General features: G+C 37.3%; 28 protein-coding genes and 1 pseudogene. 8 read left to right on the top strand and 21 right to left on the bottom strand.

Annotation, left to right across the window (positions count from 1 at the left end):
- Nucleotides 1-2 precede the first annotated feature (2 nt).
- From A8F94_RS16545 to A8F94_RS16575, 6 genes are all read right to left on the bottom strand, one after another.
- Nucleotides 3-1223, bottom strand: coding sequence for an ABC transporter permease (locus A8F94_RS16545; protein ID WP_066202721.1), 1221 nt, complete (start codon nt 1221-1223; stop codon nt 3-5).
- Between the two features lie 10 nt (nt 1224-1233).
- Entirely contained in the window at nt 1234-2367 is a 1134-nt protein-coding gene (locus A8F94_RS16550; protein ID WP_066202723.1) for an ABC transporter permease, read from the bottom strand.
- A 2-nt stretch (nt 2368-2369) separates the two neighbouring features.
- Nucleotides 2370-3296: a hypothetical protein gene (locus A8F94_RS16555; RefSeq protein ID WP_066202725.1), complete on the bottom strand. Its 927-nt coding sequence runs from the start codon at nt 3294-3296 to the stop codon at nt 2370-2372.
- 85 nt (nt 3297-3381) lie between these two features.
- On the bottom strand, nt 3382-3759 hold the full coding sequence (locus tag A8F94_RS16560) for a hypothetical protein (protein ID WP_066202728.1): 378 nt from the start codon (nt 3757-3759) through the stop codon (nt 3382-3384).
- 1247 nt (nt 3760-5006) lie between these two features.
- Nucleotides 5007-5486, bottom strand: a complete 480-nt coding sequence (locus A8F94_RS16570) for an NUDIX hydrolase (RefSeq protein ID WP_066202732.1) — start codon at nt 5484-5486, stop codon at nt 5007-5009.
- A 62-nt stretch (nt 5487-5548) separates the two neighbouring features.
- Nucleotides 5549-6058 (bottom strand): hypothetical protein, encoded by a 510-nt coding sequence (locus A8F94_RS16575; RefSeq protein ID WP_077247780.1) that lies wholly within the window; start codon nt 6056-6058, stop codon nt 5549-5551.
- 221 nt (nt 6059-6279) lie between these two features.
- Here A8F94_RS16575 and A8F94_RS16580 point away from each other — a divergent pair, with 221 nt between their 5' ends.
- The gene (locus A8F94_RS16580; protein ID WP_077247781.1) at nt 6280-6819 is read left to right on the top strand and encodes a sigma-70 family RNA polymerase sigma factor; all 540 of its coding nucleotides are present in this window, start codon (nt 6280-6282) and stop codon (nt 6817-6819) included.
- Nucleotides 6794-8146 (top strand): DUF4179 domain-containing protein, encoded by a 1353-nt coding sequence (locus A8F94_RS16585; protein WP_066202738.1) that lies wholly within the window; start codon nt 6794-6796, stop codon nt 8144-8146. Before A8F94_RS16580 ends, A8F94_RS16585 begins: the two co-directional genes overlap by 26 nt.
- 228 nt (nt 8147-8374) lie before the next feature.
- Here A8F94_RS16585 and A8F94_RS16590 read toward each other — a convergent pair whose 3' ends face one another.
- The 10 genes from A8F94_RS16590 to A8F94_RS16635 form a co-directional block, all read right to left on the bottom strand.
- On the bottom strand, nt 8375-9706 hold the full coding sequence (locus A8F94_RS16590) for an FtsW/RodA/SpoVE family cell cycle protein (protein WP_066202740.1): 1332 nt from the start codon (nt 9704-9706) through the stop codon (nt 8375-8377).
- Entirely contained in the window at nt 9703-10137 is a 435-nt protein-coding gene (locus tag A8F94_RS16595) for a PadR family transcriptional regulator (protein ID WP_066202743.1), read from the bottom strand. The genes A8F94_RS16590 and A8F94_RS16595 overlap by 4 nt, the downstream gene beginning before the upstream one ends.
- 3 nt (nt 10138-10140) lie before the next feature.
- Nucleotides 10141-10692 (bottom strand): sigma-70 family RNA polymerase sigma factor, encoded by a 552-nt coding sequence (locus A8F94_RS16600; protein ID WP_066202746.1) that lies wholly within the window; start codon nt 10690-10692, stop codon nt 10141-10143.
- Nucleotides 10693-11116: 424 nt separating this feature from the next.
- The gene (locus A8F94_RS16605) at nt 11117-11452 is read right to left on the bottom strand and encodes a L,D-transpeptidase (protein WP_066202749.1); all 336 of its coding nucleotides are present in this window, start codon (nt 11450-11452) and stop codon (nt 11117-11119) included.
- 376 nt (nt 11453-11828) lie between these two features.
- Nucleotides 11829-12152: a hypothetical protein gene (locus tag A8F94_RS16610; RefSeq protein WP_066202752.1), complete on the bottom strand. Its 324-nt coding sequence runs from the start codon at nt 12150-12152 to the stop codon at nt 11829-11831.
- A 32-nt stretch (nt 12153-12184) separates the two neighbouring features.
- On the bottom strand, nt 12185-12448 hold the full coding sequence (locus A8F94_RS16615; protein ID WP_066202756.1) for a hypothetical protein: 264 nt from the start codon (nt 12446-12448) through the stop codon (nt 12185-12187).
- 97 nt (nt 12449-12545) lie between these two features.
- On the bottom strand, nt 12546-12797 hold the full coding sequence (locus tag A8F94_RS16620) for a hypothetical protein (protein WP_441294204.1): 252 nt from the start codon (nt 12795-12797) through the stop codon (nt 12546-12548).
- 37 nt (nt 12798-12834) lie between these two features.
- Complete coding sequence (locus A8F94_RS16625; protein ID WP_066202762.1) at nt 12835-13335, bottom strand: DUF6843 domain-containing protein; 501 nt, start codon at nt 13333-13335, stop codon at nt 12835-12837.
- Nucleotides 13336-13564: 229 nt separating this feature from the next.
- Complete coding sequence (locus tag A8F94_RS16630) at nt 13565-13960, bottom strand: VOC family protein (protein WP_066202764.1); 396 nt, start codon at nt 13958-13960, stop codon at nt 13565-13567.
- 35 nt (nt 13961-13995) lie between these two features.
- A complete protein-coding gene (locus A8F94_RS16635) occupies nt 13996-14295 on the bottom strand; it encodes a hypothetical protein (protein ID WP_066202766.1) in 300 nt (99 codons plus the stop codon).
- 248 nt (nt 14296-14543) lie between these two features.
- Between A8F94_RS16635 and A8F94_RS25840 the strand changes: the two genes are divergently transcribed.
- The 3 genes and pseudogenes from A8F94_RS25840 (at nt 14544) to A8F94_RS16645 (ending at nt 16432) form a co-directional block, all read left to right on the top strand.
- Nucleotides 14544-14711 carry a hypothetical protein gene (locus A8F94_RS25840; protein ID WP_175384450.1) on the top strand — a complete coding sequence of 56 codons (168 nt, stop codon included), beginning with the start codon at nt 14544-14546 and terminating at the stop codon, nt 14709-14711.
- 15 nt (nt 14712-14726) lie between these two features.
- A pseudogene (locus A8F94_RS16640) lies at nt 14727-15056 on the top strand (hypothetical protein); the annotation flags it as partial.
- A 407-nt stretch (nt 15057-15463) separates the two neighbouring features.
- Nucleotides 15464-16432 (top strand): NAD(P)H-dependent flavin oxidoreductase, encoded by a 969-nt coding sequence (locus tag A8F94_RS16645; RefSeq protein WP_066202770.1) that lies wholly within the window; start codon nt 15464-15466, stop codon nt 16430-16432.
- 90 nt (nt 16433-16522) lie between these two features.
- Here A8F94_RS16645 and A8F94_RS16650 read toward each other — a convergent pair whose 3' ends face one another.
- Nucleotides 16523-17302, bottom strand: a complete 780-nt coding sequence (locus A8F94_RS16650) for a nitroreductase family protein (protein WP_077247783.1) — start codon at nt 17300-17302, stop codon at nt 16523-16525.
- Between the two features lie 390 nt (nt 17303-17692).
- Here A8F94_RS16650 and A8F94_RS16655 point away from each other — a divergent pair, with 390 nt between their 5' ends.
- Nucleotides 17693-18868, top strand: coding sequence for a glycosyltransferase family protein (locus A8F94_RS16655; protein ID WP_066202774.1), 1176 nt, complete (start codon nt 17693-17695; stop codon nt 18866-18868).
- Between the two features lie 176 nt (nt 18869-19044).
- Here A8F94_RS16655 and A8F94_RS16660 read toward each other — a convergent pair whose 3' ends face one another.
- The 4 genes from A8F94_RS16660 to A8F94_RS16675 all read right to left on the bottom strand — a co-directional run bounded on the left by A8F94_RS16660 (nt 19045) and on the right by A8F94_RS16675 (nt 23167).
- Nucleotides 19045-19959, bottom strand: a complete 915-nt coding sequence (locus A8F94_RS16660) for a pseudouridine-5'-phosphate glycosidase (RefSeq protein WP_066202777.1) — start codon at nt 19957-19959, stop codon at nt 19045-19047.
- Nucleotides 19956-21074 carry a carbohydrate kinase gene (locus A8F94_RS16665; protein WP_066202780.1) on the bottom strand — a complete coding sequence of 373 codons (1119 nt, stop codon included), beginning with the start codon at nt 21072-21074 and terminating at the stop codon, nt 19956-19958. Before A8F94_RS16665 ends, A8F94_RS16660 begins: the two co-directional genes overlap by 4 nt.
- Nucleotides 21075-21665: 591 nt before the next feature.
- Nucleotides 21666-22628 carry an alpha/beta hydrolase family protein gene (locus A8F94_RS16670; protein WP_175384451.1) on the bottom strand — a complete coding sequence of 321 codons (963 nt, stop codon included), beginning with the start codon at nt 22626-22628 and terminating at the stop codon, nt 21666-21668.
- Between the two features lie 20 nt (nt 22629-22648).
- Nucleotides 22649-23167 carry a helix-turn-helix domain-containing protein gene (locus tag A8F94_RS16675; RefSeq protein ID WP_139070124.1) on the bottom strand — a complete coding sequence of 173 codons (519 nt, stop codon included), beginning with the start codon at nt 23165-23167 and terminating at the stop codon, nt 22649-22651.
- A 470-nt stretch (nt 23168-23637) separates the two neighbouring features.
- Here A8F94_RS16675 and A8F94_RS16680 point away from each other — a divergent pair, with 470 nt between their 5' ends.
- Both A8F94_RS16680 and A8F94_RS16685 read left to right on the top strand, forming a co-directional pair.
- Entirely contained in the window at nt 23638-24114 is a 477-nt protein-coding gene (locus A8F94_RS16680; RefSeq protein ID WP_139070125.1) for a hypothetical protein, read from the top strand.
- Nucleotides 24115-24143: 29 nt separating this feature from the next.
- Nucleotides 24144-24596 carry a YrvL family regulatory protein gene (locus A8F94_RS16685; RefSeq protein ID WP_066202786.1) on the top strand — a complete coding sequence of 151 codons (453 nt, stop codon included), beginning with the start codon at nt 24144-24146 and terminating at the stop codon, nt 24594-24596.
- Nucleotides 24597-24651 lie beyond the last annotated feature (55 nt).

Below are 24651 nucleotides of genomic sequence, written 5' to 3' on the forward strand. Positions count from 1 at the left end.
CTCTATCTATTCACTCCTTTAATCATCTCTATTGGTTCTATCTTCTTTAGTTTTATAAAAGGCATGATTGTAGATAGCATAATGCAGATAATCATAATGACGAATGCAATAGCAATAACAGATACATTCATAGTAAGTGCTTCATTCACAAGAAGGGTTGCAATAAGAATTTTACAAAAAACTGTAGCTATAATGAAAGAAACCCCAAAAACAGCGATTATCTCTCCGTATACCAATCGAATCATATTGTTCTTTGTAAATCCTAATGAATAATAAATGCCAAACTCATTGTATCTTGTAGTTATACTCGCTAAAATAGCACCGATACATCCTAACAAAGAGAGTAACAAAAGAATGGCTGCGAATGTTGTTGTCCCTATGATCACTACTTTTCGAGATTCATTATAGGAGTCTATTTCATCTTGTAACGTCGTATAGTGTATATCCAAACCATTCTGCTCAAACAGCAATTTAATTTGCTCCAAGCTGTCTTTTCTTGTATCGTGTTCTGGCAATTGAATCAATGAGTTGAATGCATATGACATAGCTAATTCAAACTCCTTAAATTGAGGAGCTAAGATAAACTCTTTATTGTTCATGATATTTTCGCTAATATATGTTGAACCGCCAGGCCAAAAATGTACAGATGATGCCAAAATCCCAACAACCTTAATCGCTATCTTTTCATACTTGTCCGTTTGCCCATTGATATAATACAGCTGATAAGTCTTTCCCAGTCTAAATTGATCTTTCATTGCAGCACTAACAACGACAGGTATATTTTCAAGAGAATGTACATCGGTTTCTAATGGTTTCATCGATCCTTCCTGTAAAGTAAGGTTTGACATTTCAATACTGTCGTTGTTTAGAATATATAAACGTGATTCATTCTTTGTTTCTTGTGGATTGGGACTGTCGTAAACATACATAGCCTCAAACAAACCTAGTTTTTCAACTAGGTTCTTTTCCCTTAGTTGTTTAAAAACATTGCTGTATTCATTAATCCTATTTATATTATTTTCTACTAAACCATCATTTTCATTGATATAAGCATGAACCGTATCTAAGGGGACTAATTCTTCTATACTATTTTTGTATTGCAACAGATTAAATATAGAACTTAATCCAAATAATAGCGCAGTAAAACCAATTGTAAACTGTACCATCAGCAATAAAAACTTACTTTTCTTATTGATCATTGATTGGTAAATAAGTCTTATCAAATAGAACACCTCACGTACGATTAATAGCACTGATAGGCTCAAAACGCATAGCATTCAACGCAGGAGCAATTGCTGCCATCATTCCAAAAAACAAAGACACACCCATTGCAAAGAATAAATTTAACCATGTTACTTGAAAGGTAATCTCTTTTCCAAGAGAAGAATCAGATAATAGCAGCATTGCAAGATATTGTACTGAAATCGCTAGCAGGCAGCCAATGATCGACATGATTAAGACTTCAACCAGTACTGTTTTAGCAATATAGCCATTGCTCGCTCCTAAAGCTTTCATAATACCAATTTCTCTTTTCCGCTCCACTAACCAATACAGCATTAAATGAATAATATTGATAATTGCTATGGTAAAGATTAGTACTGTGGCCACTATTGTGATAACCAGCGAATTTCGGAACGAACTAGAATCTACATTCCTCACATTTTCGTAAACTAATTTGATTCCTTTTTCATTTGCCGTCTCTATAAGCATGTTGCTGTTTTGCATAAATTCTTCTTTTCCACTTTCTAAATGAATGCTGACACCATGAAGATTATTTTCTTCGAGAAAACAATCTTCATATAGTCCCACATAACCTTTCCAAGGCATATAGATGGCATGCTCCCATGAAGTTTCTCTTGTAGAACGCCCTCCAATACCAATCACAAGAAATTTTTCATCCTCAATAACTACTCTATCTCCTAAATTAATATTATGCTTTTCAGCAATACTTTTCCCGATGATAATTGATTTATTTTCTTTCATGTCTTCTGTTGAAAAGTACCTACCCTCTATTAATGGTATATGCCAGTTTGGTTCCTGATGAAATAACACTGGAACGATTGGAAAGCTCTCATTATATTGATCAAGGTTTCGATTCTCCATACTAAGAAGTTGCACTTCTCCATATTCACTTAATTTTTCTACCATATCTTCAACATCTTTCTGCTTCCAATCTCCATCACGAGATAAAAAAACATCTAATTGTTGTTCAGGATTGCCGCCTTTTTGATCATTTATATATTCTAATGATTCCATAGATGCACTTGTCCCAAGTGACATTACTAAACTGCCAATAAAAAAGCCAATAATAATTAATACAATTGTTACCTTTCTAGTTTTCCATTGTCGAAAAATAAACTGATACATGATCACTCCACCTTTACAGTGTACCTCTTTCCTGAAATAACCTCTTTTAGCTCTTCACTTATTTCCTCATATGGTGATGGTACACAATATATTTCTAGTTCATATATACCAGGTTGAACTGTATTCTCAATATTTAAATTTGTAATTCCTATCGTATTTTTATTAATTTCGATAGTGCCATATGGATTCCCATTTATCTTGGCTTGTTTTGAATCTAAATAAGCCCAAATAATATATTGTCTTGTTTCATTTCCTCCGACATTTAGATTTATTGAAATATCTTCATTTTTTTTAGTTTTAATCAGTGGATCATCACCATTAGCAGTTTCAATGTCAAACACAACATTCTGACTTGTATCTTCCAAAGGAGTTTCAATTATATTGGTAATTGTGTTGTCCTGCTTATTACTTTGATTTTTACCATCTTCATTTGAAACATAATATGTAAAATTAATTGTATTCGAGTCTCTAACTAATTTATTTTTATAACTCAATTGTTTTATATCTTGTCTAATGTTTATAACTAACTGGTTTTGAAATAGTTCAAAAGCATCTTTATCCAATATGATTATTATTTCTCTTTTGTTTTGATTGACAGATAAAACCGAACTTAACACTTTATTTTCGGATTCCGCTCTCCTGAAATATTGCTGTTCATAATTGACCAATGTTGATAATTCAAAATCTATTTCTCTAGCTTCTTTGCTTCCTACTTCTATTTTTAATTGAAAGTTTCCATCTTCATTTTTGCAGTCCTCATAATCAATCTTATATCCATCTATTATCCCGTTAGTATTTGAAATAGCTATCCCAGATGATAATTGGTAACTGTCTTTTACGCCGAAGAAATAAATAAACCCTATTGTAACTATACTCAAGAAAACCATTGTAATAGCTGCTGATATAATCTGAACTTTATATTTTTTCATTTTGCCCCCATTAAAATAGAAAATTATCTTGACACATAAAAATGCGCCAAGATAATTATAGTTAGTTTATTATTCTAGCTATGAATTAGAATGACTTACTTGCAGTTAAAGTTTCATAAACTCCATAGTATGAATAACCTGTGTGTGTTGACTTAAATGTAGTTCCAGCAGATGAATATGTCGGACCTGTTAGCCAATCTGTTTCTACAGAACTCCCAGAAGTACCGGCATTCTTAGAAGCAGATAGTGATTTTGTCGTTTCGCCAGATTTACTAACAGTAACTTTAGCAGTTATTGTCTTATATCCCATAGTCCATGCATATCCTTGCGGGCCAGAAGTTAAAGGATTTCGTGTATACAATGTGCCATCAACATATAGTGTCATAGCACCAGCCGAGATTGCGGGAAACAAGATACAACCTGAAAGTACCCCTGCTACAATTTGCTTTTTCAAACTTTTCATTCATTTACCTCCTGTTTTTTTTTTATGTAGATCAGCTTCTCAAGATGAGTACTAGCTGTTCATACCCCTTTTGGGCTTACTCTCCAATGTGGCGAAAAATAAATAAAACATACTATCTTTTATGTGGAATCATTCTATTAAACTAGTCCTAAAATAAATAGAATTATTCAAGAGTTTTAACAATAGCGAGGTCCAAGAGAACCTTTGAAACAACAGAACCAAGTAAAAGGGAAGCGTACGAGTTTAAAGTCAAACCATAACTAGACAATAATAATAAGGGTGCCTACTACTATGCTTGTCCATCCAAAAATTTTTATGATTCCTGGCACCTAAAAAATAATATCCCTTATTGGAATAATGTAAATTCTAAGCGATAATAACCCCTAACAGGACTAAGTTGGTAATTATTTTACATCGCTACTAAAATATAACATATAGGCATTTTGTCTAAAATTGGGAAATTTTCGATGATAAATTTGTAATTTCTTGTTATTAATAAATTATTTTTCTTAATTTTTTTCTGTATCCACTAATAATATTGAAATTTAGTTGGGAAATAGTTATATCGAATATAAAGAATCAAGACTGGCTCCTTTTTCCAACTAAAAAAAGCACTGAATTATCAGTACTTTTTTTATTCTAGTGGTATTCCCAGAAAATATTGAAGCAAAGACTTAACTGCCCGTTTGCATTAAAAAGGGGGTAACCCATTATGGACCAACCCACCGAATCATAGGAACGAACCGGCCACTGGGTTTGCTAATGTAAGAATAAAAGTGAGAGGTATTAATCCTTATTCTTTACCTGTACACCTATTTACCGGTTCTTATCATTTAACCTAATTCTAATTCTTGCGTTGTAGACGAATGATTAAATAAATACAATAGATTGATACATTTACAACAAACAAAGAGGCTATCAACGATAACAAGTTAATGGATGTGGGATGTTCCCAAGGTGAGGACATGGACATATCATAATGGAGTGGGGGGTCAAAGCTCGATAGGTCCTGAACGAGAAAAGGAAAAGGAAAACCAAATGGCATGTGGTTAAGATCAGTATCACTCCCAACAGTCACTTTAGTAAAAAAGGGTGACACGAACACTATAAAATTTAATAAAAATAGCAGAATGAAAAAACCCTTTTTCATGATCAATCCCCCTTTCCATTAACCGGCCAACTCTGTTAGCTTAAAAACACATGGGGCCTAATCAAAACCATTTAATAAAACGATAGATTGTTAAATTTTATTTGGTATCAAAGGAGCTTTCTAACTCCCATACCTTATTACCTAAAGTTTCTATAAGGGCTTTTGCCCTCTTTTCAATGTTACCTGGAAGGTTATCTTTACTGAAATACTCTAGTCCAATACTTTCCCCATCATTCATTTCTAATCTCCCTCGTACGTCCATTGCACGAAACAGGTTAATGACACTATATGTTTCATCACCATTGGGATACTTGAAATAATAAAGCGGGCCTGAGAAAACACCAATCAATTCGAATTGTGATGCAATCAGTCCTGTTTCCTCTCTTAATTCTCGCGAAGCAACTTCCTCCAGAGTCTCAGCAAGCTCCATTGAGCCGCCAGGCAACCCCCAATCCAATGTATCAGAGCGGTGTTGAAACAGGATTTCTTTTTTCTCATTAACGACCAGGATTGTAGCACCAACACTTATAATCGGTCTGCTACCAATTAACTTTCTGATTTCGGATATATATCCCAATTTTCCCCCTCCATATCTATCTGTAAAAATCGTTCTATTTGATTCGACTAGTAGAACGTATCTCATTTATGATCACTGTTCTTACTGTATTTTTCTTCCCATTCCTTCCACCATTTTTGTGTATCATTTTGGCCTATTACCTCTTCAAGGGTTTTTCCATCAAGTGAGTGTGGGGCACCAACCATTCCACCTTCTGCCGGAAAAGATGTTCCCCCAATCACCTCGCCGTTATAGATGAATACCGATACAGCTATCGGCCCATATAGTTTACTAAGCGGGTGGTTCTTTACCGTAAATCGCTCTTGAATTACATCCTTCCCTATATAAGGGTCTGGACTAACAGACTGGACACCCCACATGTAATAATGCGGTTGACGGACCAAATCTTGTTTTGAAACATTATAAACATAATTTCCATCGTAAGATTTTATTGTATATCCTTCATCCAAAAGATATTGCATTGCCAATTTGCCATTCGCATCGAGATCGAACTTCTGTTCACAGCCCACTAATAAAAATAGAACAAGAAATGCTAGTACCTTTTTAATCAGAGAGTCCTCCCCTCTGGACATTCATTTTGTCGAAAATGATAGAGCCCCCATTAGATTCATTTTATAATAGAATAAGATTTTATATTTCCTTTTTATTACTTTTGTAAGAAAAAATACAATTTATTTTTCTTTCCAGGGAACGAAGTCAACTGGAGGAATGTCTAATAGTGTGATTATCGTTTAGGTCCGGACTAAACCTAATATCCTTATTTATCTTTATTTTTCTGAAGGGAGGGATTTCAGTGCTCTTTTTAAAATCATTTTTTACAGCTAAAGACGGTCAGACCTTTGAAGAACTAATTAAGAAAGAGCAAACCAAACTTTATAAAATTGCTTTTTCCTATGTTAGAAACGAACAAGATGCCCTCGACATTGTTCAAGATTCCATCATCAAAGGCTTTAAAGGGTTCGAAAAGTTAAACGATAAACAGTATTTCTCAACCTGGATGACGAGGATCTTACTAAACACAGCAATGGATTATTTAAAACGAAAAAGAGATGTAGTCCTATTGGATCCCACTTGGTTCAATCCAGGGATTTCACAAGAAAACAGCACAATTACAGCATTGGATTTAGCTGACGTTTTTGAAAAGCTAAAACCAGAGCAAAAGACGTTAATCCTTTTGAGGTATTATTATGGGTATTCTATCCCCGAAATCGCCAAGATTGTCGATAAACCCGTGGGAACCATTAAATCCCAATTACATCGAACGTTACAATCCATAAAAGAAAAACTGGAGAATGGAGGCGACACCTATGGAAAAGTTTCAACGAGATATTGAAAATATGGTAGATAGTGTTACGGTCTCTTCTAAACTCGATGAAACAGTTCAAGCAGCGATTGAAAATGCAAAACGGCAAAAAAAGCGTTCACTAATCCACAAACAAAAGTTAATTACCAACTTGGCTGCACTACTTTTACTGGGAATCGGGACCATGTTATTCTCCGCTTACTATCCTGAACAGGCAACGAGTGAACCAGGAGCAAAGTCTGTTTATTACACCGACAGTGTTTTTTATAAAACGAGAGATGGAGGATTAAAAAGGCTTGCTAAAGAAGGAAAAGCGAAAACTTTAGGACTGGTAGCTGAGGATAAAGGAATTAAGGTCTTTCTTGAAGAAGGATATTTGGATGATCAGCAATTGGCTGTATCTTACCGAATGGAATTTGACAAATCGCATTTTGGAAAGGTGGCGGATCTGTCTGATTTAAGCTTGGAATGGTATGTGGACGGAATTAGCCATGGATTATCAGGATCTGGCGGAATGAAGACAAAAGAACTTATAACCAAGGGAGATTTTCTTGTTTTTAAAACATATCATAATTTTCCTGAGGAGCCTCACATAGAAGTTAAGATTCATACTATTAATGGAATTCAGGGGGATTGGTCGTTCTCTTTCTATTTGAAAAAAGAGAAAGAACTTCTATCCTTCTCGAATGTAGCTGCCAAAACAGACAGATTGGAAAATTCATTTGAAGTTAATGAAGTGGCATTGACTCCATCTAAACTTACCTTATTTGCTTCAACAACACTAAAACAAAAGGAACTGTTGAAAGATAACGGAACTCCCTTCTATGACCTATTCGTTTTAGCTCTCGGGCCAGATGGTTTTTACTATTATGAAATACCACACAGGAGCAGTAACAGCCCAAATGCCTTTACTTCATTTAATGGAACCATGTCAGAGAAAATTGAAGTTCCGAGAAGCATCAATACGTATACGTATAAACTACTTCCCTTTATATCATCGCACAAAGGGAAAGAAGTAGAAGAAAATGGCTACATTTGGGATGAGATTACCGTACCCTATAAAGAAGGAGCCTCCTTTGACGGTCATTCCAAGTTTAAAGTAGTAAGCATTGAGGAAAAGAGCCAGAAAACTGTCATACGATATCAAGTGAATCAAGAGCCAGTTTTTCCGATTTTCCCAAAGCTTGCTGATCGTGAGAATAATATCCTACATGAGGCCATTTCCTTCAAGCAAGAAGGTGACATTGTCGAAGTGAACTATCCGAAAATTGACCAGAGTACAATTACTGAATTTGTATTGTTCGATGCGAGCTATATTGTTTTTAAAGACTTAGAAACCTTGATTGAATTAAAGTGAGTAGTAGAATTTAAAAGTTTTTCAGCCATGAAACTTACGGATTCCGTTTTGGAGGAGAGTTCAAAATAACACAAAGAAAAAGGTAGCCATTTCGCTGCCTTTTTCTTATGACCCTTATCCTTTTTCTTGTTTGTCCATATTCAACATAAGCACCAGATAGTTCAATAAGGAAGGGCGACAACTATTATTTAGCTGTCGCCCTTTTTATCAACATGTACATGTTTGACTTTAACTTTTAATTTCATCTGCAATATTGGGTTCTACAAGATCTTTTCTTCGATAAACATTTAAAATGAGTCCTAAAACAGCAGCGTAAAAGAGTATCGCACTGCCTCCATAACTAATAAAAGGCAGAGAAACTCCCATTATCGGCACGATTCCAAAGCTCATCAAGATGTTCCAGGCAGTAGGAACCGCAAATAATGTAGCACCACCAATTACAATCAATCTCCCATAGAGGTCCTTTGTTTTAAACGCATTTTTTGAGATCCTAGAAATAAATATCAGTAGGATTAAACAAAGAACGATACCGAATGCCCAACCAAGAGAATAGACGAGGAAGGGGAAAGCAAAATCTGTATGTGCTTCTGGTAACAATTGGAAATTCAAATCGTTGGTAAGTCCGTTACCGAACCATCCCGCTTGTGAAAGGACATTCCTAACTGCCACATACATATATCCTGCTCCATTTGAATCTGCAGTAGGGTCTATAAAAGCAGATAATCTAGTAAACAAATAATTTTGGCGGGAGGTCATGTAGAACATAGCAATGAAAATGATACCTGCCAATAGGTTTGTTAGGGACAGATTTACAGCTAATTTTTTATGGATTTGAGCAAAAGCAAACATCCCAAGTATACACAGAAAGTAAATAATACTAATCATAAAGTCTGGCACCATCATGTAAAGCATGATGGGAGTCCAAAACAAGACGAAAAGGAGACCTTGTTTTTTCCAATTCTGAAACTCATTAATCTTGTTAAAAATACCAGCCCATGCAAGAAAAAAGAAAAACATGCTCAACATGGTGCCATCGACCGTCAGGCCTGGGAGGGAAACCCACTTCTTTGCCCCGTTGACCATAATTCCAAATAAATGGAGATATAAATGAATCAGCAAGCCGCCAGTATAAAAATACATCCAAAAGTTCTTTAATTTTTGGTAATCAAAGAAAAGGAATCCAATGATTACAAGAACAGCAAGTGTGTACCAAATCGCCTGCCGCCACATAAAATGGGTACTTGATAAGGAGAAATCAGGAATTCCATCAACTAATGGAAGAAAACTAAGGCCAGCAAAAATAACAAATAAAACAATCAAAAGCCAATCCACTTTTGGCTTATGGAGTGGATTTAAATTCTCTCCAATAGTAAATGGATTTCCCATTTCTTGAATGGCCTTTTCATCTGCATCCTCTTGAGAAAATCCTCTCTTTTTGTAAGATTGACTCAACTCTTGCAGATGATTAGTAAGCTCTTTTTTTATCTTGTTGTGTGCTTCCTTAGATTTCACTTTGGACATTACTTTAAATAAAAATTCTTCAAATTTGGGAGAACTCATAAGGACGCCTCCTCTAGTAAGTGTTTAAGGGATAACTCTTGTATTGAGTTATCTTGTTTATAGGTAGCTAAGTATTTTTTTCCTTTGGAATTTAAGGAGTAATATTTCTTTTTGTTTATCCATTTTGAAGTAAGAATTTCTTTATTTTCTAGTAGATGTAGAAGTGTATAAAGCTGCCCTTCGTTTTTTTGGAAAGTACGTTCATTTTTTCGAAAAAGTTGGGTAGAAATATTGTAGCCATCCTTTGATTCATGCTGAACCGATTCTAATATAGCTATGATGGTTTCTATCTTCCAAGAATGAAATTGTGATTGAGATTGTCTCATATGAATAGATTCTTTCACCGCATTTTTTCTTTCATTGGAAAAAGAAAAATCCTTGAAAATTGATTTTTTCATCGAACTCTTCAGGTTAGTAAATGGATCATTCATCTCCTAAACCTCCTCGATCATCTTGTCTTTTAATAATTCTTTCGCACGCTTTAATCTAGTTTTTATTGTATTTATATTTACTGTCGTTATCTTACTTATTTCGGCTAAAGATAGTTCTTCATAATAATGCAGAAATACTACCTCTCTGTACTTTAGAGGTAAATTCATGACAGCATTTGTTAAGATGTTTTCTTCACAATTCGCGATAATCTCTTCTTCAACCTGTTTTGATTTTGAAGGTATATAATCCAAAATTTTATCGTTAAGCGTTATTTTGCGATAATGCCAGCTTCTTAAGTAGTCCTTACAATGATTACTCGCAATACGATATAGCCACGTTTTTATTGTTGAATGCTGATTGAACTGATTTAGCTTTTCATAACACTTTAAAAAAATCTCCTGCGTTAAATCTTCTGCTGTCGTTCGATTTTTAACATATGTATATACGAGATGCAGGATATCATCGCTATATTCATGCATTAATTGATCAATGATCTGCTCCCTCTCATCCAGCATACTTTCATCTGTCACCGCCAGTTGTTTTGATCCATTCATCTAGTTTTCACCCTTTCACACATTATAGACGTAGCTAACCTTCATATGGTTTGAAAAAATAAAAGTTTTTTACGATCATCAGTAAAATAGGGTATAAATGGAAAAATGAACAACCTCTTTTCGGATTGTTCCAGAATATTGTATGTAGGTTAGATGGCTTATAAGACTACTTACTCGATTTATAATACCTTACTTCTCAGAAGGAACTGCAAGTACAACAGTTCCTAAATTCAGAATTACTTATCGGCGTAAATCTGCGTTTTCCTGACGCTACTCCTTTTTTAACTATCCTGCCCCGTTTGTTTAATAAGGAATTCAACAAAAAAGGCGGCTAATCCTTCCTGGATCAACGCGCCGTTACTTGAATAAGAAATATTACGCAGTAAACCTAAAGCATGCAGCATTGGGGGGAAGATTAACAGAGTTATTTATGAATAGAAACCCTTGTACCAATTGGAATTCGAGATGATAATTCCAGAACATCATGATTAAACATTCTAATACATCCATGAGAGACATTCTTGCCAATTGAAGCTGGGTTGTTTGTTCCGTGTATACCATAATGAGGTTTTGATAATCCCATCCAAAGCACTCCAAATCGTGCGGGTGGATGGAGTTGTTTATTGATAATCGTGTATGTCCCAGAAGGTGTTGGTGACAATATTTTCCCAACTGCAATTGGGTAAGCTTTTATAATCCTGTTTCCATCAAGCAGTTTTAATTGATGTTTTGATGTAGATACATCAATCCATCTCGCCATGAAGATCAACTCCATTTTTTTGAATATTGTATGAAGTAACTCAGGCGGTTGTTAATTAAAAGAAATTGATTGAACAGTTATTGAGAAAGGAAAGTAAAACTGCTTAATGAACAGTTTAAAAATGTAATGTTAAAAATGAAATTACCTATCATAAAAATAATGAGTAAAGCTATGACAATAGTTGTCCAAAAAGCACCTTTAATAATTTACCTGAAAATTTTTGACTCAACAATCATATCTCCCATTGTACATTTAAACCTCCTTTCCAGTTATTTTTCTATATCATTTTTTTCTAAACTTAACTGAACCCTTACTTCAATAAGCATATGGTTTGTCGTATCGACAACTCCATAAAGTGCTTTTGCAACCGATTTGTTTAAGATTGGCCCTTTATCAATTCGTCATAATACTCTTTCGGATTAGAGATATTGTTGTCAATAAAAAATTGGGCCTGATGTTTGAACATATCTACATAAGCATCTCTATCCATACTCAAGTCTCCCAAATCATCAATATCTCCTTGGACTTGTACAGAACCGGTTTTTAGATTAACAAAAACGGTCATATATGTTTTTTCTTTGTATGTAACAATACCGATTACTTGTTGTTTCTCTAAATTTATATGAGGAAATTCGTGTTGTACCCCTGTTGATTTAAAAAGAGTATATCCAACATCAGATTTATCCGCTTTATTATCCATTATTCACCTCGTATATTTATAAATGATCAATCTTATGAAAGATACTTTGTAAAGAATCCTGCAATCAAGGTTATAGAACCACCAATCAATAAGGTTAAATTAAAAGCCATTAAACTCGCCACACCTTCAATAGCCTTCCATTCTGCAAAAATAGCAGCAAGCATTGGAAAACTTAAAATTGAGAGTACAATTAACGACAGGCCAACTTTTATTCTCGCTTTCTTTTTTTCTTTAGACAGCCATAAACTGATTCCAGTAATAAATATTGCTATTAATATGAGTATAATCGCCAACATTATTATTTTCCTCCTAGCTTCCCAGTAATCAGAGGTATGTAATCATATTCACGCAATATCCACTGTATTAATTTTTAAAAAAGTAATTGTTTCGCTGCTATGAGATATTTTTAAACCAAGTAATAATCCGAACCAACTGAAAAGGTTCAAGCCAAGTAATTAAAAATAACACAACGAAGAAAAAAATAAGTGATATGAATTTCAAGGTTCCTCTTTCCTGTTTGGAAATTGCTATAAAACTAAATACAAATCCAACCGAAAAAGAAATAAAACCTAAGAGGACAATCGGCTTAGTTTCGTATCCCTCCATTATCCAAGCCAGCTGAAACAATAAAAGTCCCACAATCATCAAGCCTATTGACCAATTACTATACCTTTTCACAATTTCACCCCAAAAAATATGACTTTATCACTTTAAAATTCTTAATAATTTCTCTTAATTCATCTATATCTGTACAATATTCATTCTTGTCGTTCACTGAAAAATGATAATGAGTTAATTGGACTACTCCACCTTCCTCAAAGCTGCCAAGACCGGCATTGAAGATCTGTTCATGTTTGATATCGTTCGTCTTTTTTCCTTCCTCATTTACATAATAGAATATTTCTTGATAAGCACCAGATCCTTCCTTATCTGCCCAGCCGAAGTCCTCTGGCGAAGAAGTAACAGAAATACCGTTTTTAGCGATTTTATGAACAATGTTTCCGTCAACTACTTCTAATGGTGGGCCACCTTTAACATTAAATACAACGTGAACACATCCTTTAAATCCTTCAGGGATAGCATACTCTTCATTGTATAAAGCGGTTTTGGGTATACCCTGGTAGAATATAAGAATCCCTCCTATAATTAGGACTCCTATGACTCCCATCATCATTTTCCACATAGAATCTCCCCTCATGCATTTCCAATATTATACATCATAATCAGTAGTTCAAAGAATCTTTTTATATATTTATCGTAAACAAAAAAGATTCCCTGCTTAGCAAGAGAATCTTGAGAGATGTATCAATTCTAACAAAGATATTTGTTTTGTTAGTATCAGTAGAACCCACACATTGGTGTTAATTATCCTTCTTCCGCTTTGGGTAAAGAGGACCTATTTCTTATCCATTTCAAGGAGCTACCAGTTCAACTTTAATCCTGTCAGGATCCTCAAAGTAGACTGCGTAATGATTATCCCCTCCAGCAAATGGATGTTTGTTTTTATAAAGGATTTTTACCCCTTTAGATTCCAGAACCTTTGTCATTTCATCAACGTGGAGGCGTGAATCAGCGTAAAATGCTAGATGATTCAGCCCTACCCGGCACCTATGATACTGAATGTCAAGGAAGCGTTCCTCTGCCTGCACAAATACAATATAAGTGCCATCTAATTTCCAACTTTGCCCGCCTTCCCATTTTTGAAAAGAGCTATATCCTAATTCTTGAAGGAACCATTCCCAAAATTCTACCGATTTTTCCAAATCGGATACATATATTTCAATATGATGCAGTACCCCTTTTGCCAAAGCCATTCCCCCTGTTGGTTGTACTGCATTTAGAGTTACGCTAATACTCTATTTTTCTTTTTTATTTCCCTATTTACGTACTTTCTGTTTTTGTAAATGAAGTTTATTAAGTCTTCTTTTATCAATTCTTTCTCGCCTTCATCACTATAATTTTCGCCTTTGCCATGGATTGTCCACTTTCCATCAGCTTCATAGTACATTAGAGTCCAGGAACCATTGCGGATTGAGTCTTCAAAAACAAGATAATGTTTCTTCCCCACAAAATCATAATCTGCCAAATCCGAGAAACCATTTAAAAAGTTCTCGATATCCCTTTTGTAAACAATTGATTTCATCCTGATCATCCTTTCTGGTTCATTCATTTATACACTATTATTACAAATTTTGTAGGAATTTTTAAATAAAGTGACGTGAAGGCACAAATATAGTGCGTAGAAGGTATCCCTTAGTAGTATGTGAGCCCAACCATCTTGTAAAAACAAGGGATAGGTGGGAATTTTTTAGCTTGTTAAAAAGGAATTAAAAGTATTACAATAAGCACCATGTCCACAGTGGAAATTCAACCTAAGTAAAGGGGAAAACAATGAAAACAAAACTTTCATTCCTTCTGATTATCCTTGTTCTCATTCTTTCAGCATGTGGCAAGGAAAAAATTGAAGGCTCAATGACTCTGCTTAATCAAAATAAAGAAGAAATATCCTTCCCCCAGGATAAACCGACTTTATTCTTTTTCCTTACCACCTACACCTGAACTCATTGCCAAAAGCAACTGGTTCAGTTGCATGAAAATATTCAAGAACTAGAAGATTTGGATGTCAACATGTATATAGTAAGTGGCGATACTCCGGAAGAGCAGGCTGTATTATACAATGCACTAAAAGCAACGTTTGGTAAAAGTATAGCTTTCGTTTCCGATCCTGACCTTGAATTAATTAATATCATGGGAATGAAAAATGGTGATGCTGCGTACAGAGGTTACGGGCTTTTAAATACCGATGGAACGGTTGTATTTAAGACCGTTAATGACTTGTGGGGAGACGAATTTGACAAAACTGTAAATGAAATTAAAAAGGAATACAAAGCATTAAATCATTAATCTCTAATTATTACTGCCTGTATTGAGAGGCTACGAAAGTCCCTCTTACAGCAGAGCGATTTGATTGACTTTATGTATGTATCGAAGAATGCCCAGACCATTTTTGTGGTTCTGGGCATTTTTTATAATACGTCGAATGATTTCCAGTATTTGTGGGAAATTGGCTCACACTTGTAATACGAAATAAGTTGCCATTTTCAGAAAGGTACTTTAAAGATGGGCCTGCAATGTACGCACGGCTTTTCTCCCTTTTTAACTTCCTCAATAAACACCACGCCTTAACATTTCTAAATTTCCGTTAATTATTTGACTATATCGAAATAAATATAGTATCACTAAATAAAAGGAATATTGTTCCGCCTATTCATACTAGCTCAAAAAAATATGCTGCACTTGGGGGAAGGTACATGCCACAGATTCCATCGCTGCTGAAATCGTTAAGGATTCCGGTGATTGGTTCACCACTTTTTATTATTAGTAATCCAAAGCTTGTGATTGAACAGTGCAAGGCCGGGATTGTGGGAGCAATGCCTGCCTTAAATGCAAGGCCAGCCTCACAGCTTGATGAATGGCTTGCTGAAATAACAGAAACGCTCTCCGATTATAATGCAAAAAATCCTGATCGTCCGGCAGCACCCTTTGCTATTAACCAAATCGTACACAGGTCAAATGACCGGCTTGAGCATGATATGGAGCTGTGCGTAAAGTACAAGGTACCTATTATTATCACTTCTCTGGGGGCTCGTGAAGAGGTGAATCAAGCGGCCCATAGCTATGGGGGAATCGTGTTCCATGACATCATCAATAACAAGTTTGCCCGTAAGGCGGTTGCAAAGGGAGCCGATGGTCTGATTGCCGTAGCTGCCGGTGCGGGAGGGCATGCGGGCAGCAAAAGTCCATTCGCGCTGGTTCAGGAAATCCGTCAATGGTTTGATGGCCCGTTAGTTCTGGCAGGTTCGATTGCAAATGGAAAATCAATACTGGCTGCCCAGGCGATGGGCGCGGATTTCGCTTATATCGGTTCGCCATTTATTGCTACCCATGAAGCACGGGCCGCCGAGGCATACAAGCAGGCCATTGTTGAATGCACGTCGGATGATATTATCTATAGCAATTTATTTACCGGGGTTCATGGAAACTACCTTGCTCCATCAATTCGTGCAGCAGGTCTAGATCCTGAAAATCTTCCTGAAAGTGACCCTTCCAAAATGAATTTTGGCGGTGATAAGGCAAAGGCGTGGAAAGATATTTGGGGCAGCGGCCAGGGAATCGGTGTCATTAACGATGTAACGAGCGCTGGCGAATACATTGATAAGCTCCATCAGGAATACATTGAAGCAAGAGACGGCTTAATGGCAAGCATGAAGTTTATTTAATACAAGAAAAATAGTGGTAACTCCTGGTCTTTTTCTGGCCAGGAGTTACCACTATTTATTTAAGGTCTTCTGAAGAAATACCAATCTGTATCATTTATTCTCCATAAAGTTCTGCTTCTCCAGATAGTTCAGTACAGTCTGCGAAAACTCGATGTGGGATTCTTTCGTGTATTTGGCAATCGTGTAGATTTGCGCAAGATTTTTCAACCCTAAACGTTCAGTCATTTCCTTCAGTCTCGGGTTGGCCATGTAGCGGTTCCAGCCATTTTCATTTCGATCTTTATAGATTTCGAGAATGTCTTCATCGGAATAGTCCTTATATTGTTCATAATGGACAAGTCCTTGCCTTGGCAATCGATCCCTTGGTGCAGGGTTTTCGGCGGGATACCCCAACGAATACCCGACTACCGGGACGACGTTTGGCGGAAGGTTTAGCAGTTCGCCAATTTGGTCACAATTCGCAAGAGTCGAGCCCATATAGCATATTCCGAGCCCGGCGTTCTCTGCAGCCAGCGCACAGTTTTGGGCTGCCAATGTCGCATCAATCGCACCAATCATGAAGCTCATGAAATTATCAAAATGAACAGGTGCCTCATTTAGCTCAAGCCATTTCCTCATTCGATTGAAGTCAGCGCAAAACGTTAATAAAACGGGGGCATCAACAACCATGGATTGCTCCATATGTGCGGTGTACAATTTCTTCCTTAATTCTTTGTCTCTAGTCACGATAATTGAATATGTCTGCATATTTCCGCTTGAAGATGCACGGATGCCTGCATCGAGTATTTGTTCCAGCAGCTCCTGGCTCACGTCCCTGTCCTCATATTCCCGTATCGACCTGTGTCCGTGGATAACATTGTTGAATTCCAAATCCATCACTCCTTAAAAGAACTATACCATTTTAATAGAATGTTCTGAAGAATTTTGTTATTTAACAATAACAAAAAAGCCTAATTATCTAAGCGATTAGGCTTCCTTTCAATGGCATAACTTCGATTGGTTTTTGGTCAGGGAGGAACAAAAGTAGCAGGGAATTAGTAACCGGCCTGTTAAATTAACATACATTTTGTCACTCAATTATTATTCATATAAGTCGATTTGAGCGAAAATCTGCATAAATGGCGGTTGTACCTCCGCAATTTATCTAAGATTCCTAACAGAGGGATTTTCTAAAACATATAATTTATGGACTAATGCCGTGACAAGCTTTTGGTCATTCACATATTAATAGAAGAAAGTTTAATAAAAGGAATGGTGCTTTTGAAGATATTATTTCTAGAAAGTCACCCAATGTGGATTTATGGTTTACCTAATGGTTTCAAAGAAGAAGGGCATACGGTGATGATTTCCGGGCCATTAAGTAAAAATAATATCTCAGAAATGATAGATTTGTTTAAGCCGGATTTAATCATATCTGTCGGATGGACAGCCGAACACTCTAAAGAAAAGTGGCGATGGATCCGAAAGGCTGTCAAGAATACAAAGATACCGCTCGTTTATTGGGCTACTGAAGACCCTTTACACACGGAGAATTTTACAATACCTCTTATTAATGCAATTAAACCAGATTTTGTCTTTACAGTTACACCTGCATTATGTAAAAAATATGAGGAGCTAGGTTTCAAATCGGAACATTTAGAATTTGGGTACCATCCTAATATACATTTTCCGGTACAACCTTTAAATGACTATCGTTATGACATAGCGGTAGTAGCGAATGCTTATCCTGAATATCTTAAAGAAAATCCGAATGCATTCCGTTTGGAGGCCTTAAATACACTAATAAAGCCACTTATCATGGAAGGAATTCGTGTTGATTTTTGGGGAAAGAAATGGGACAAAATGGGGGAGTATTTAGGGAGAGACATTCCAAAGGATTGGATTCATGGCTATTTAGACTACAGGGATGCATATAAAGTCTATAGTTCTGCCAAAATCGTAATTGGATTGCAAAATTCCCGATCGCAACTTACTATGCGCACTTTTGAAATTCTTGGTTCCGGTGGGGTTTTATTAACAACGGATACACCTGCAGTTCGTGAAAAATTCACACCAGGCCAAGATTTAATTGTTTCATCCAACTCTTTCGAAACAGTATTTAATATTCAATATTATTTAAATAATGATGTAGAGAGACAACAAATACGTGAAAATGGTAAAATAGCTGTCCAAGAACATTCCTATCGAAATCGGGCTAAGCAAATACTTGAAGTATTAGTAAATAGAGGGATTATAAGAGAAAACGGAGAAATTATACAGTATTTAGAGTATCTAAAAGAATTCTATGAAATTTATGAGGTTTCTCAGGAAGATACTCTTTCAAAAATTGCAAATCAATATAATGTCCCTTTGGAACAATTGATCGAACTTAATAATCTTAGTTCAGATAAAATATATGCAGGTCAAATAATTAAAATTAAGAAGAAGGATATTTAAGGCAGGTTGTTTTTCGGCTGAATTTTTACCTAAATCCAAGTGAAAAAGGCTTAGAGTTGAAAATAACTCTAAGCCTTTAAACTGTGATAAGGTGACGTCAAAATCTGTGTGATCAGGTATGGGACTTAACTTGTAGCATCTCAAAAGTAAACCCGTTAGAGATTTAGTCCCCTATTTTATTTCATTCCATGCAAGCTTACTGCCAGTTTGGTGCCAACTACCGCATTGTTTTTTACTAGTGCAATATTTGCTTCCAAACTTTTGCCTTCAGTTAATTCCTTAACCTTGCCAAGCATGAATGGTGTTACATCTTTGCCCTTGATGTTCTTTTCTTCGGCTTCTTTTAACGCTGAGTTAATAATACCGTTCATGAATTCTTCATCCATAGCATGTTCTTCCGGGATTGGATTAGCGATTACGGCACCGCCCTTTAAACCTAAATCCCATTTTACTTTTAGAGTAGAAGCAATTGTTTCTACATCGTCGGCACGCAGGTTTAACTGAAATTCACTCGTGCGTGTAAAGAAAGCAGGCAGTACATCGGTTTGGTAACCAATTACCGGTACGCCTTTTGTTTCGAGGTATTCCATTGTCAGTCCAAGATCCAGGATTGATTTGGCTCCTGCGCAAATGACTGCCACGTTTGTTTGCCCCAATTCATCAAGGTCCGCAGAGATATCCATCGTCGTTTCGGCGCCGCGGTGAACCCCGCCAATTCCGCCGGTAACAAAGATTTCAATGCCAGCCAGTTCGGCGCAAATCATGGTAGCTGCGACTGTTGTCGCACCTAATTTTTTGGTTGCAAGCAAATAAGCCAAGTCGCGGCGGGAAGCTTTTGCAACATCCGGGCTTTTTCCAAACATCTCAAGTTCTTCATCCGATAATCCCACTTTAATTTTTCCATCGATAATCGCAATTGTAGCTGGAACTGCTCCGTTATCACGGACAATTTGCTCTACTTCACGAGCGGTTTGGACGTTTTGCGGATAAGGCATGCCATGCGAAATAATCGTCGATTCCAGTGCTACGATTGGTTTACCTTGTTCCTTCGCCTGACGCACTTCTTCTGATAATGTAATATATTCTTTCATTTTCGTTCCTCCATATCTTTTTGTAGTTGCTCAGCCGATAAATCCTGGCGGACAGTGTATGCTGATTGCAGTGTTTTCGATGCATTGATGCTTCCGGCCCGGCCAATTTCGATTAAGGATTTCCCTTCAAGCCATGAGTAAATGACCGCTGAAGAGAACGCATCCCCTGCGCCGGTTACATCGACGATTTCATTTGTTTCTACAGACGGGACGTGAAAAATCCCTTCTTCTTTATTGCCAATCATTGAGCCTTTTTTTCCATTGGTCACAATCACGTTGGCAACTCCAATTGACAGCCAGCTTTCAACGGCATGTTTCCACTCATCATCACTGTTGATTTTAGTTTGAAAGTAAGTCTCCGATTCATCCCGGTTCGTAATCATCCATGTGACACCTGTTAAATCATCAGGCAGCCGCCTCATCTTTGGTGATGAAACAGGGATAATCACAAGAGGAATTTCATGGCTTTTAGCAAAACTGGACAAAAATTGAATCGTTTCCTTCGGAATGTTTAAATCAGATATGATGCATTTGCAACGGCTTAACAAGCCTTCATGTTTTAGCAGAACATCCGGTGTAATCGCATCATAAATGTCCATATCGGCAAAGGCTATCACAAGTTCCCCAGTTTCGTCCAAAGCTGCCGTATACGAGCCAGTTGATTTTTCAGGAAAACGGGTCACGGTTTCAAGGTTTATATAGGGAGTTGACGCCTCTTCGATTATCGACCAGTCCTTATCGTTCCCGCTTGCCGAGATAAGAGAAACTTCCAAACCAAGACGTCCAAGATTTTCGGCAATATTCCGGGCAACCCCGCCTGCACTTTGTGTCATATTAATTGGATTTGACGTACCGAACTGAACTTTGTCCTTGATGTGGAATTTACGGTCAATATTGGCACCGCCGATACAAATAACTTGCTCTGATTCATTTAGAATATAAGCCCTGCCTAAAATTCTTCCCTTTCGCATTAACCCCGATATCATATTGGCAATAGCAGGACGGGACAAGCCCAAGGTCTCGGCAAGCTCTTGTTGTGTAACATAAGGGTTCTTCCGGATCAAATCGAGAATCAATTGCTCTTTCTCATTCACCCTTTCAGGCAACAACCTCACCTCTTCGTCTTTACAATGGTCAACCTTATTATTTTGGACTAAATGCTGTAATTCATTACGGGTTTCCGCCCGCGGAAAATTGTAAACATTTGTTTATAAAACAAACTTATGTTTAAAGTATAGAGAGAATAGTTCTGTGGGTCAATGGTTTTGTATTGCGTGTCGACTTTTTAAGGCACAAAAAAAACTTCCCGCCATTCCAGCCAGGAAGTACCCATTCATAGTAGTAGCCAGCTTATATATGTTAGGCAACGTCATGTTCAAAACCATTTTCGTCTATTAAAGATTTGAGTAGTGGACACCTCAACATATAAAGAAACTTGATGAGTTGCTTTTGTTACTTACAGAAAGAAAAGTGCTCCTCTAATAGCTAGAAACCAAACGGATATCCATCCATTCAGTTAAACAATTGCTTCTCCTTTCGATGGGGAAGTTTATTTATTTGTTATTATTCAAAAAAAGGCGTTGCCTTGAATCCAAAGCAACGTTGACATATGGTAAATAGGTACCAATCCGGTTTATTGGCTGGCTGTCAGCTTGCCGATACCTTACCAATCGTTAAACTATTTTAATTGTGTGACCGGATCTAGCTTAAACAACCCTCTCTTTGGCTTTTCCTGTTATATAATTCTCTGTAAGCCATGCTTCCAGTTTTGACAGAGCATCCGGGTGAAGCGGGCGTTTTAAGATTTCCTTGAATCTCTTACCTGCTTTTAAAATGCTGAGTTCTTCGGTCTGAATCCGCAACCCATGTTCCATGTCTTTTATAATGGCAATTTCCGCATTCTCCTTTATGAGGGATGGCAGTTCTGATAGGACTTCCTTGTCTGCGAGGTGGTCTTTGTCGCCAATCAGTGCAAGGGCAGGGCAATTCATTGATTTCAATGCTTCACGCGTATTGAAATCGTCATGCTCCCTATACCATTTTGCCTGTGTTTTAAAGAAAAATTGAATTTTTATTATATCTTCCTTGGATTTCTGGAAATTCTCCATTGTCTTAGCTGCCTGCTTTTCACTTTTTTCTTTTACGTTTACTAACTTGAAGAGTTTCCCAAGGACAGGCTTTGCCAGCAGTTCTTTATATCCAAGTTCCCTCTGCTTCTTTAATGCCTCAGACATGTTGTCAACTCCGCCTGAAAGGAAGATTGCCCCAGCCAGCTCCATGGATGCACCCAGCGCAGTCGCAATAATCGTACCCTCACTATGCCCGGCAACAATGACCTTTTCCCTATCTACATTCGGATGGGCTTGGAGGTATTCAACTCCAGTACGGGCATCCTCCACCAAATCCCATAGCCCAGCTGCCAGCCAGTCCCCGTCCCGCTTGCCTGTTCCCCGCTTATCATAGCGAAGCGTAACAAATCCGAGCCCTGTTAAAAATTCAGCCAGATCCTTATAGAGATTTGTTGTGAGCTTGCCTTTTGAAACATTGCCATCCCGGTCCAGCGGCCCTGAACCGGCAATCAGAAGAATGGCTGGGTATACCCCTTCACCCGGCACTGATAATGTTCCATAAATCCTATTTTTCTCCCCATACACAACTTCTTTTTCCAACCAAATCCCCTCCAATTTAATTATTGATTTTCCGGAACGATGATCGTCGCAAGATTCCTCGGTTTCCGTTCATTTGACGGCTGATTCTTCATACCTTCATTAATCAACTTTCCCATTTTCCCGCCTAATTCCATGAACTCCTTGTCAGTCAGGTGCATTCTCGCTACGCGGTAGGATACACCGTCTCTTTGCAAATTGTAACCACTTGATAGATAGTCCTCGTACATTCCCATTAGATGAGCCAAAAATGTAAAAAATAACTCTAAATGCTGGTCTTTGCTTGCATTGTCTACATCTGTGATGCCTGTTTGTTTCAGGGCGTATACTTTTTCTACTGTGCCCCTGATTTGGTTCTCCTGTACCACCTCAATGAATCCGGCTTCCAGTAGTTTGTTCAGATGGCGATACAGAGTTGCCTGGGGCACATCCTTGATAAAGTCAAGGAGTTCATAAGCTGTTCGATGCCCTCCATTCACCAGTGATTGAATTATTTTCATACGGACTGGATGCATGATAAGTTTGGTACGATTAGCATTCACACTGAATGACACCTCTGATGCATTTATTATCAAAAATGAGAACATTAAACTAAAAAAATAATTACATTATCAATTTTGATAATAATAAAATCCCCCTTCTTTGTCAACCTGTTTTTACCATCCTAACCGTAATTATTTTTAGACTAATTTTTTAGTAAATCAAATGAAGAAAGGGAGGATCACCTTTTTCGGCTGTTCCCCCCTTCATAGATGAAATAAAGGACGGGAAGACCACTTTTTTCTGCCTGTTCCCGCCTTCAAGTTAAACAGTATTTGCTTTCGAGATGCTATTACCAACTCGTTTATAAAAAATGATGAAGACTGGTCCTCTGTCCAAGCAGCCTTATCCTTTTGAACATACACTACTTGTACCTTGGTATAAGGAGGGGTTGAAATGAAAAAAGATAATCGGACTTATGGCAGCAGCTATCCTCAAATGGGAGGCTATCCATATATGGGAGGTTACCAACATGGTGGGGGGTATCCTTATATGGGCGGCTCTCATTACGGCGGCGGATATCCGCATATGGGCGGATCTCACTACGGCGGCGGGTATCCTCACATGGGCGGATCTCACTACGGTGGCGGGTATCCTCACATGGGCGGATCTCACTACGGCGGCGGGTATCCTCACATGGGCGGATCTCATTACGGTGGCGGGTACCCACAAATGGGCGGCTCTCACCACGGTGGCGGGTCTTCGCATATGGGCGGTTCTCACCACGGCGGCGGGTCTTCGCATATGGGCGGTTCTCACCACGGCGGCGGGTCTTCGCATATGGGTGGCTCTCACCATGGTGGCGGGTACCCTTATTCAGGTTCACAATCTGGTCAGCGCAACAAAAAATAATACCAGAACGATGAAACTCACTACTTCTCCGAATCGAGAGGTAGTGTTTTTTTGCCCAGTGGCTCCCTCCCCAACTATGTTAAAATTAAACTATTAAATTTGGACGAACTGATGAGGCGAAATCATATGGACGAGGACAATAAACCATTTAAAGAAGAATCCTTTGGTACGAAGATAATCATCATCACGGCGATAGCAGCAATGGTTATTGGAGCAGTTGGCTTCGTTTTTAAAATTTATTATTTTGGTATTTTAGGTGCTTTTAAGTTACTTGGAGTTCACTATGAGACTTTGTTTTCATTATTCTTATTTGTTGTATTCTATTTTCTTTTGGGAATTCCTGGTGAAATAGTCTATAAAGTATTTGATGTCCTTCTGTCCAAAATTTCCGCCAAAAACTTTGTTGCGGTTTTTCTAATTAATACATTAATTACCTGGTCCATTTTGGGGTTGGTCGACACTTTTATGGATTCTATTACTATCAAACCTTTGACGCTACTAATTGTGGCATCCATTATTGCGGTCATAGAAACCGTTTTGGATCAAGATTCCAATTTTTTTACACAAAAAAATGCTTGAGGCCCCAAGCAATTAAAACCCGCTCAATTAAAATATATGTTTATAAATAAAAAAT

It is taken from the genome of Bacillus sp. FJAT-27225 (assembly GCF_001685025.1).
Classification (GTDB): domain Bacteria; phylum Bacillota; class Bacilli; order Bacillales; family Cytobacillaceae; genus Bacillus_D.

Coding starts and splice junctions, on each gene's coding strand:
- A8F94_RS16550 (WP_066202723.1), bottom strand. CDS start 2,367: ATGTATCAGTTTATTTTTCGACAATGGAAAACTAGAAAGGTAACAATT.
- A8F94_RS16555 (WP_066202725.1), bottom strand. CDS start 3,296: ATGAAAAAATATAAAGTTCAGATTATATCAGCAGCTATTACAATGGTT.
- A8F94_RS16560 (WP_066202728.1), bottom strand. CDS start 3,759: ATGAAAAGTTTGAAAAAGCAAATTGTAGCAGGGGTACTTTCAGGTTGT.
- A8F94_RS16575 (WP_077247780.1), bottom strand. CDS start 6,058: ATGTCCAGAGGGGAGGACTCTCTGATTAAAAAGGTACTAGCATTTCTT.
- A8F94_RS16585 (WP_066202738.1), top strand. CDS start 6,794: ATGGAAAAGTTTCAACGAGATATTGAAAATATGGTAGATAGTGTTACG.
- A8F94_RS16590 (WP_066202740.1), bottom strand. CDS start 9,706: ATGAGTTCTCCCAAATTTGAAGAATTTTTATTTAAAGTAATGTCCAAA.
- A8F94_RS16595 (WP_066202743.1), bottom strand. CDS start 10,137: ATGAATGATCCATTTACTAACCTGAAGAGTTCGATGAAAAAATCAATT.
- A8F94_RS16600 (WP_066202746.1), bottom strand. CDS start 10,692: ATGAATGGATCAAAACAACTGGCGGTGACAGATGAAAGTATGCTGGAT.
- A8F94_RS16605 (WP_066202749.1), bottom strand. CDS start 11,452: ATGGCGAGATGGATTGATGTATCTACATCAAAACATCAATTAAAACTG.
- A8F94_RS16610 (WP_066202752.1), bottom strand. CDS start 12,152: ATGGATAATAAAGCGGATAAATCTGATGTTGGATATACTCTTTTTAAA.
- A8F94_RS16615 (WP_066202756.1), bottom strand. CDS start 12,448: ATGTTGGCGATTATACTCATATTAATAGCAATATTTATTACTGGAATC.
- A8F94_RS16620 (WP_441294204.1), bottom strand. CDS start 12,797: ATGATTGTGGGACTTTTATTGTTTCAGCTGGCTTGGATAATGGAGGGA.
- A8F94_RS16625 (WP_066202762.1), bottom strand. CDS start 13,335: ATGTGGAAAATGATGATGGGAGTCATAGGAGTCCTAATTATAGGAGGG.
- A8F94_RS16635 (WP_066202766.1), bottom strand. CDS start 14,295: ATGAAATCAATTGTTTACAAAAGGGATATCGAGAACTTTTTAAATGGT.
- A8F94_RS25840 (WP_175384450.1), top strand. CDS start 14,544: ATGAAAACAAAACTTTCATTCCTTCTGATTATCCTTGTTCTCATTCTT.
- A8F94_RS16645 (WP_066202770.1), top strand. CDS start 15,464: ATGCCACAGATTCCATCGCTGCTGAAATCGTTAAGGATTCCGGTGATT.
- A8F94_RS16660 (WP_066202777.1), bottom strand. CDS start 19,959: ATGAAAGAATATATTACATTATCAGAAGAAGTGCGTCAGGCGAAGGAA.
- A8F94_RS16680 (WP_139070125.1), top strand. CDS start 23,638: ATGGTGGGGGGTATCCTTATATGGGCGGCTCTCATTACGGCGGCGGAT.
- A8F94_RS16685 (WP_066202786.1), top strand. CDS start 24,144: ATGGACGAGGACAATAAACCATTTAAAGAAGAATCCTTTGGTACGAAG.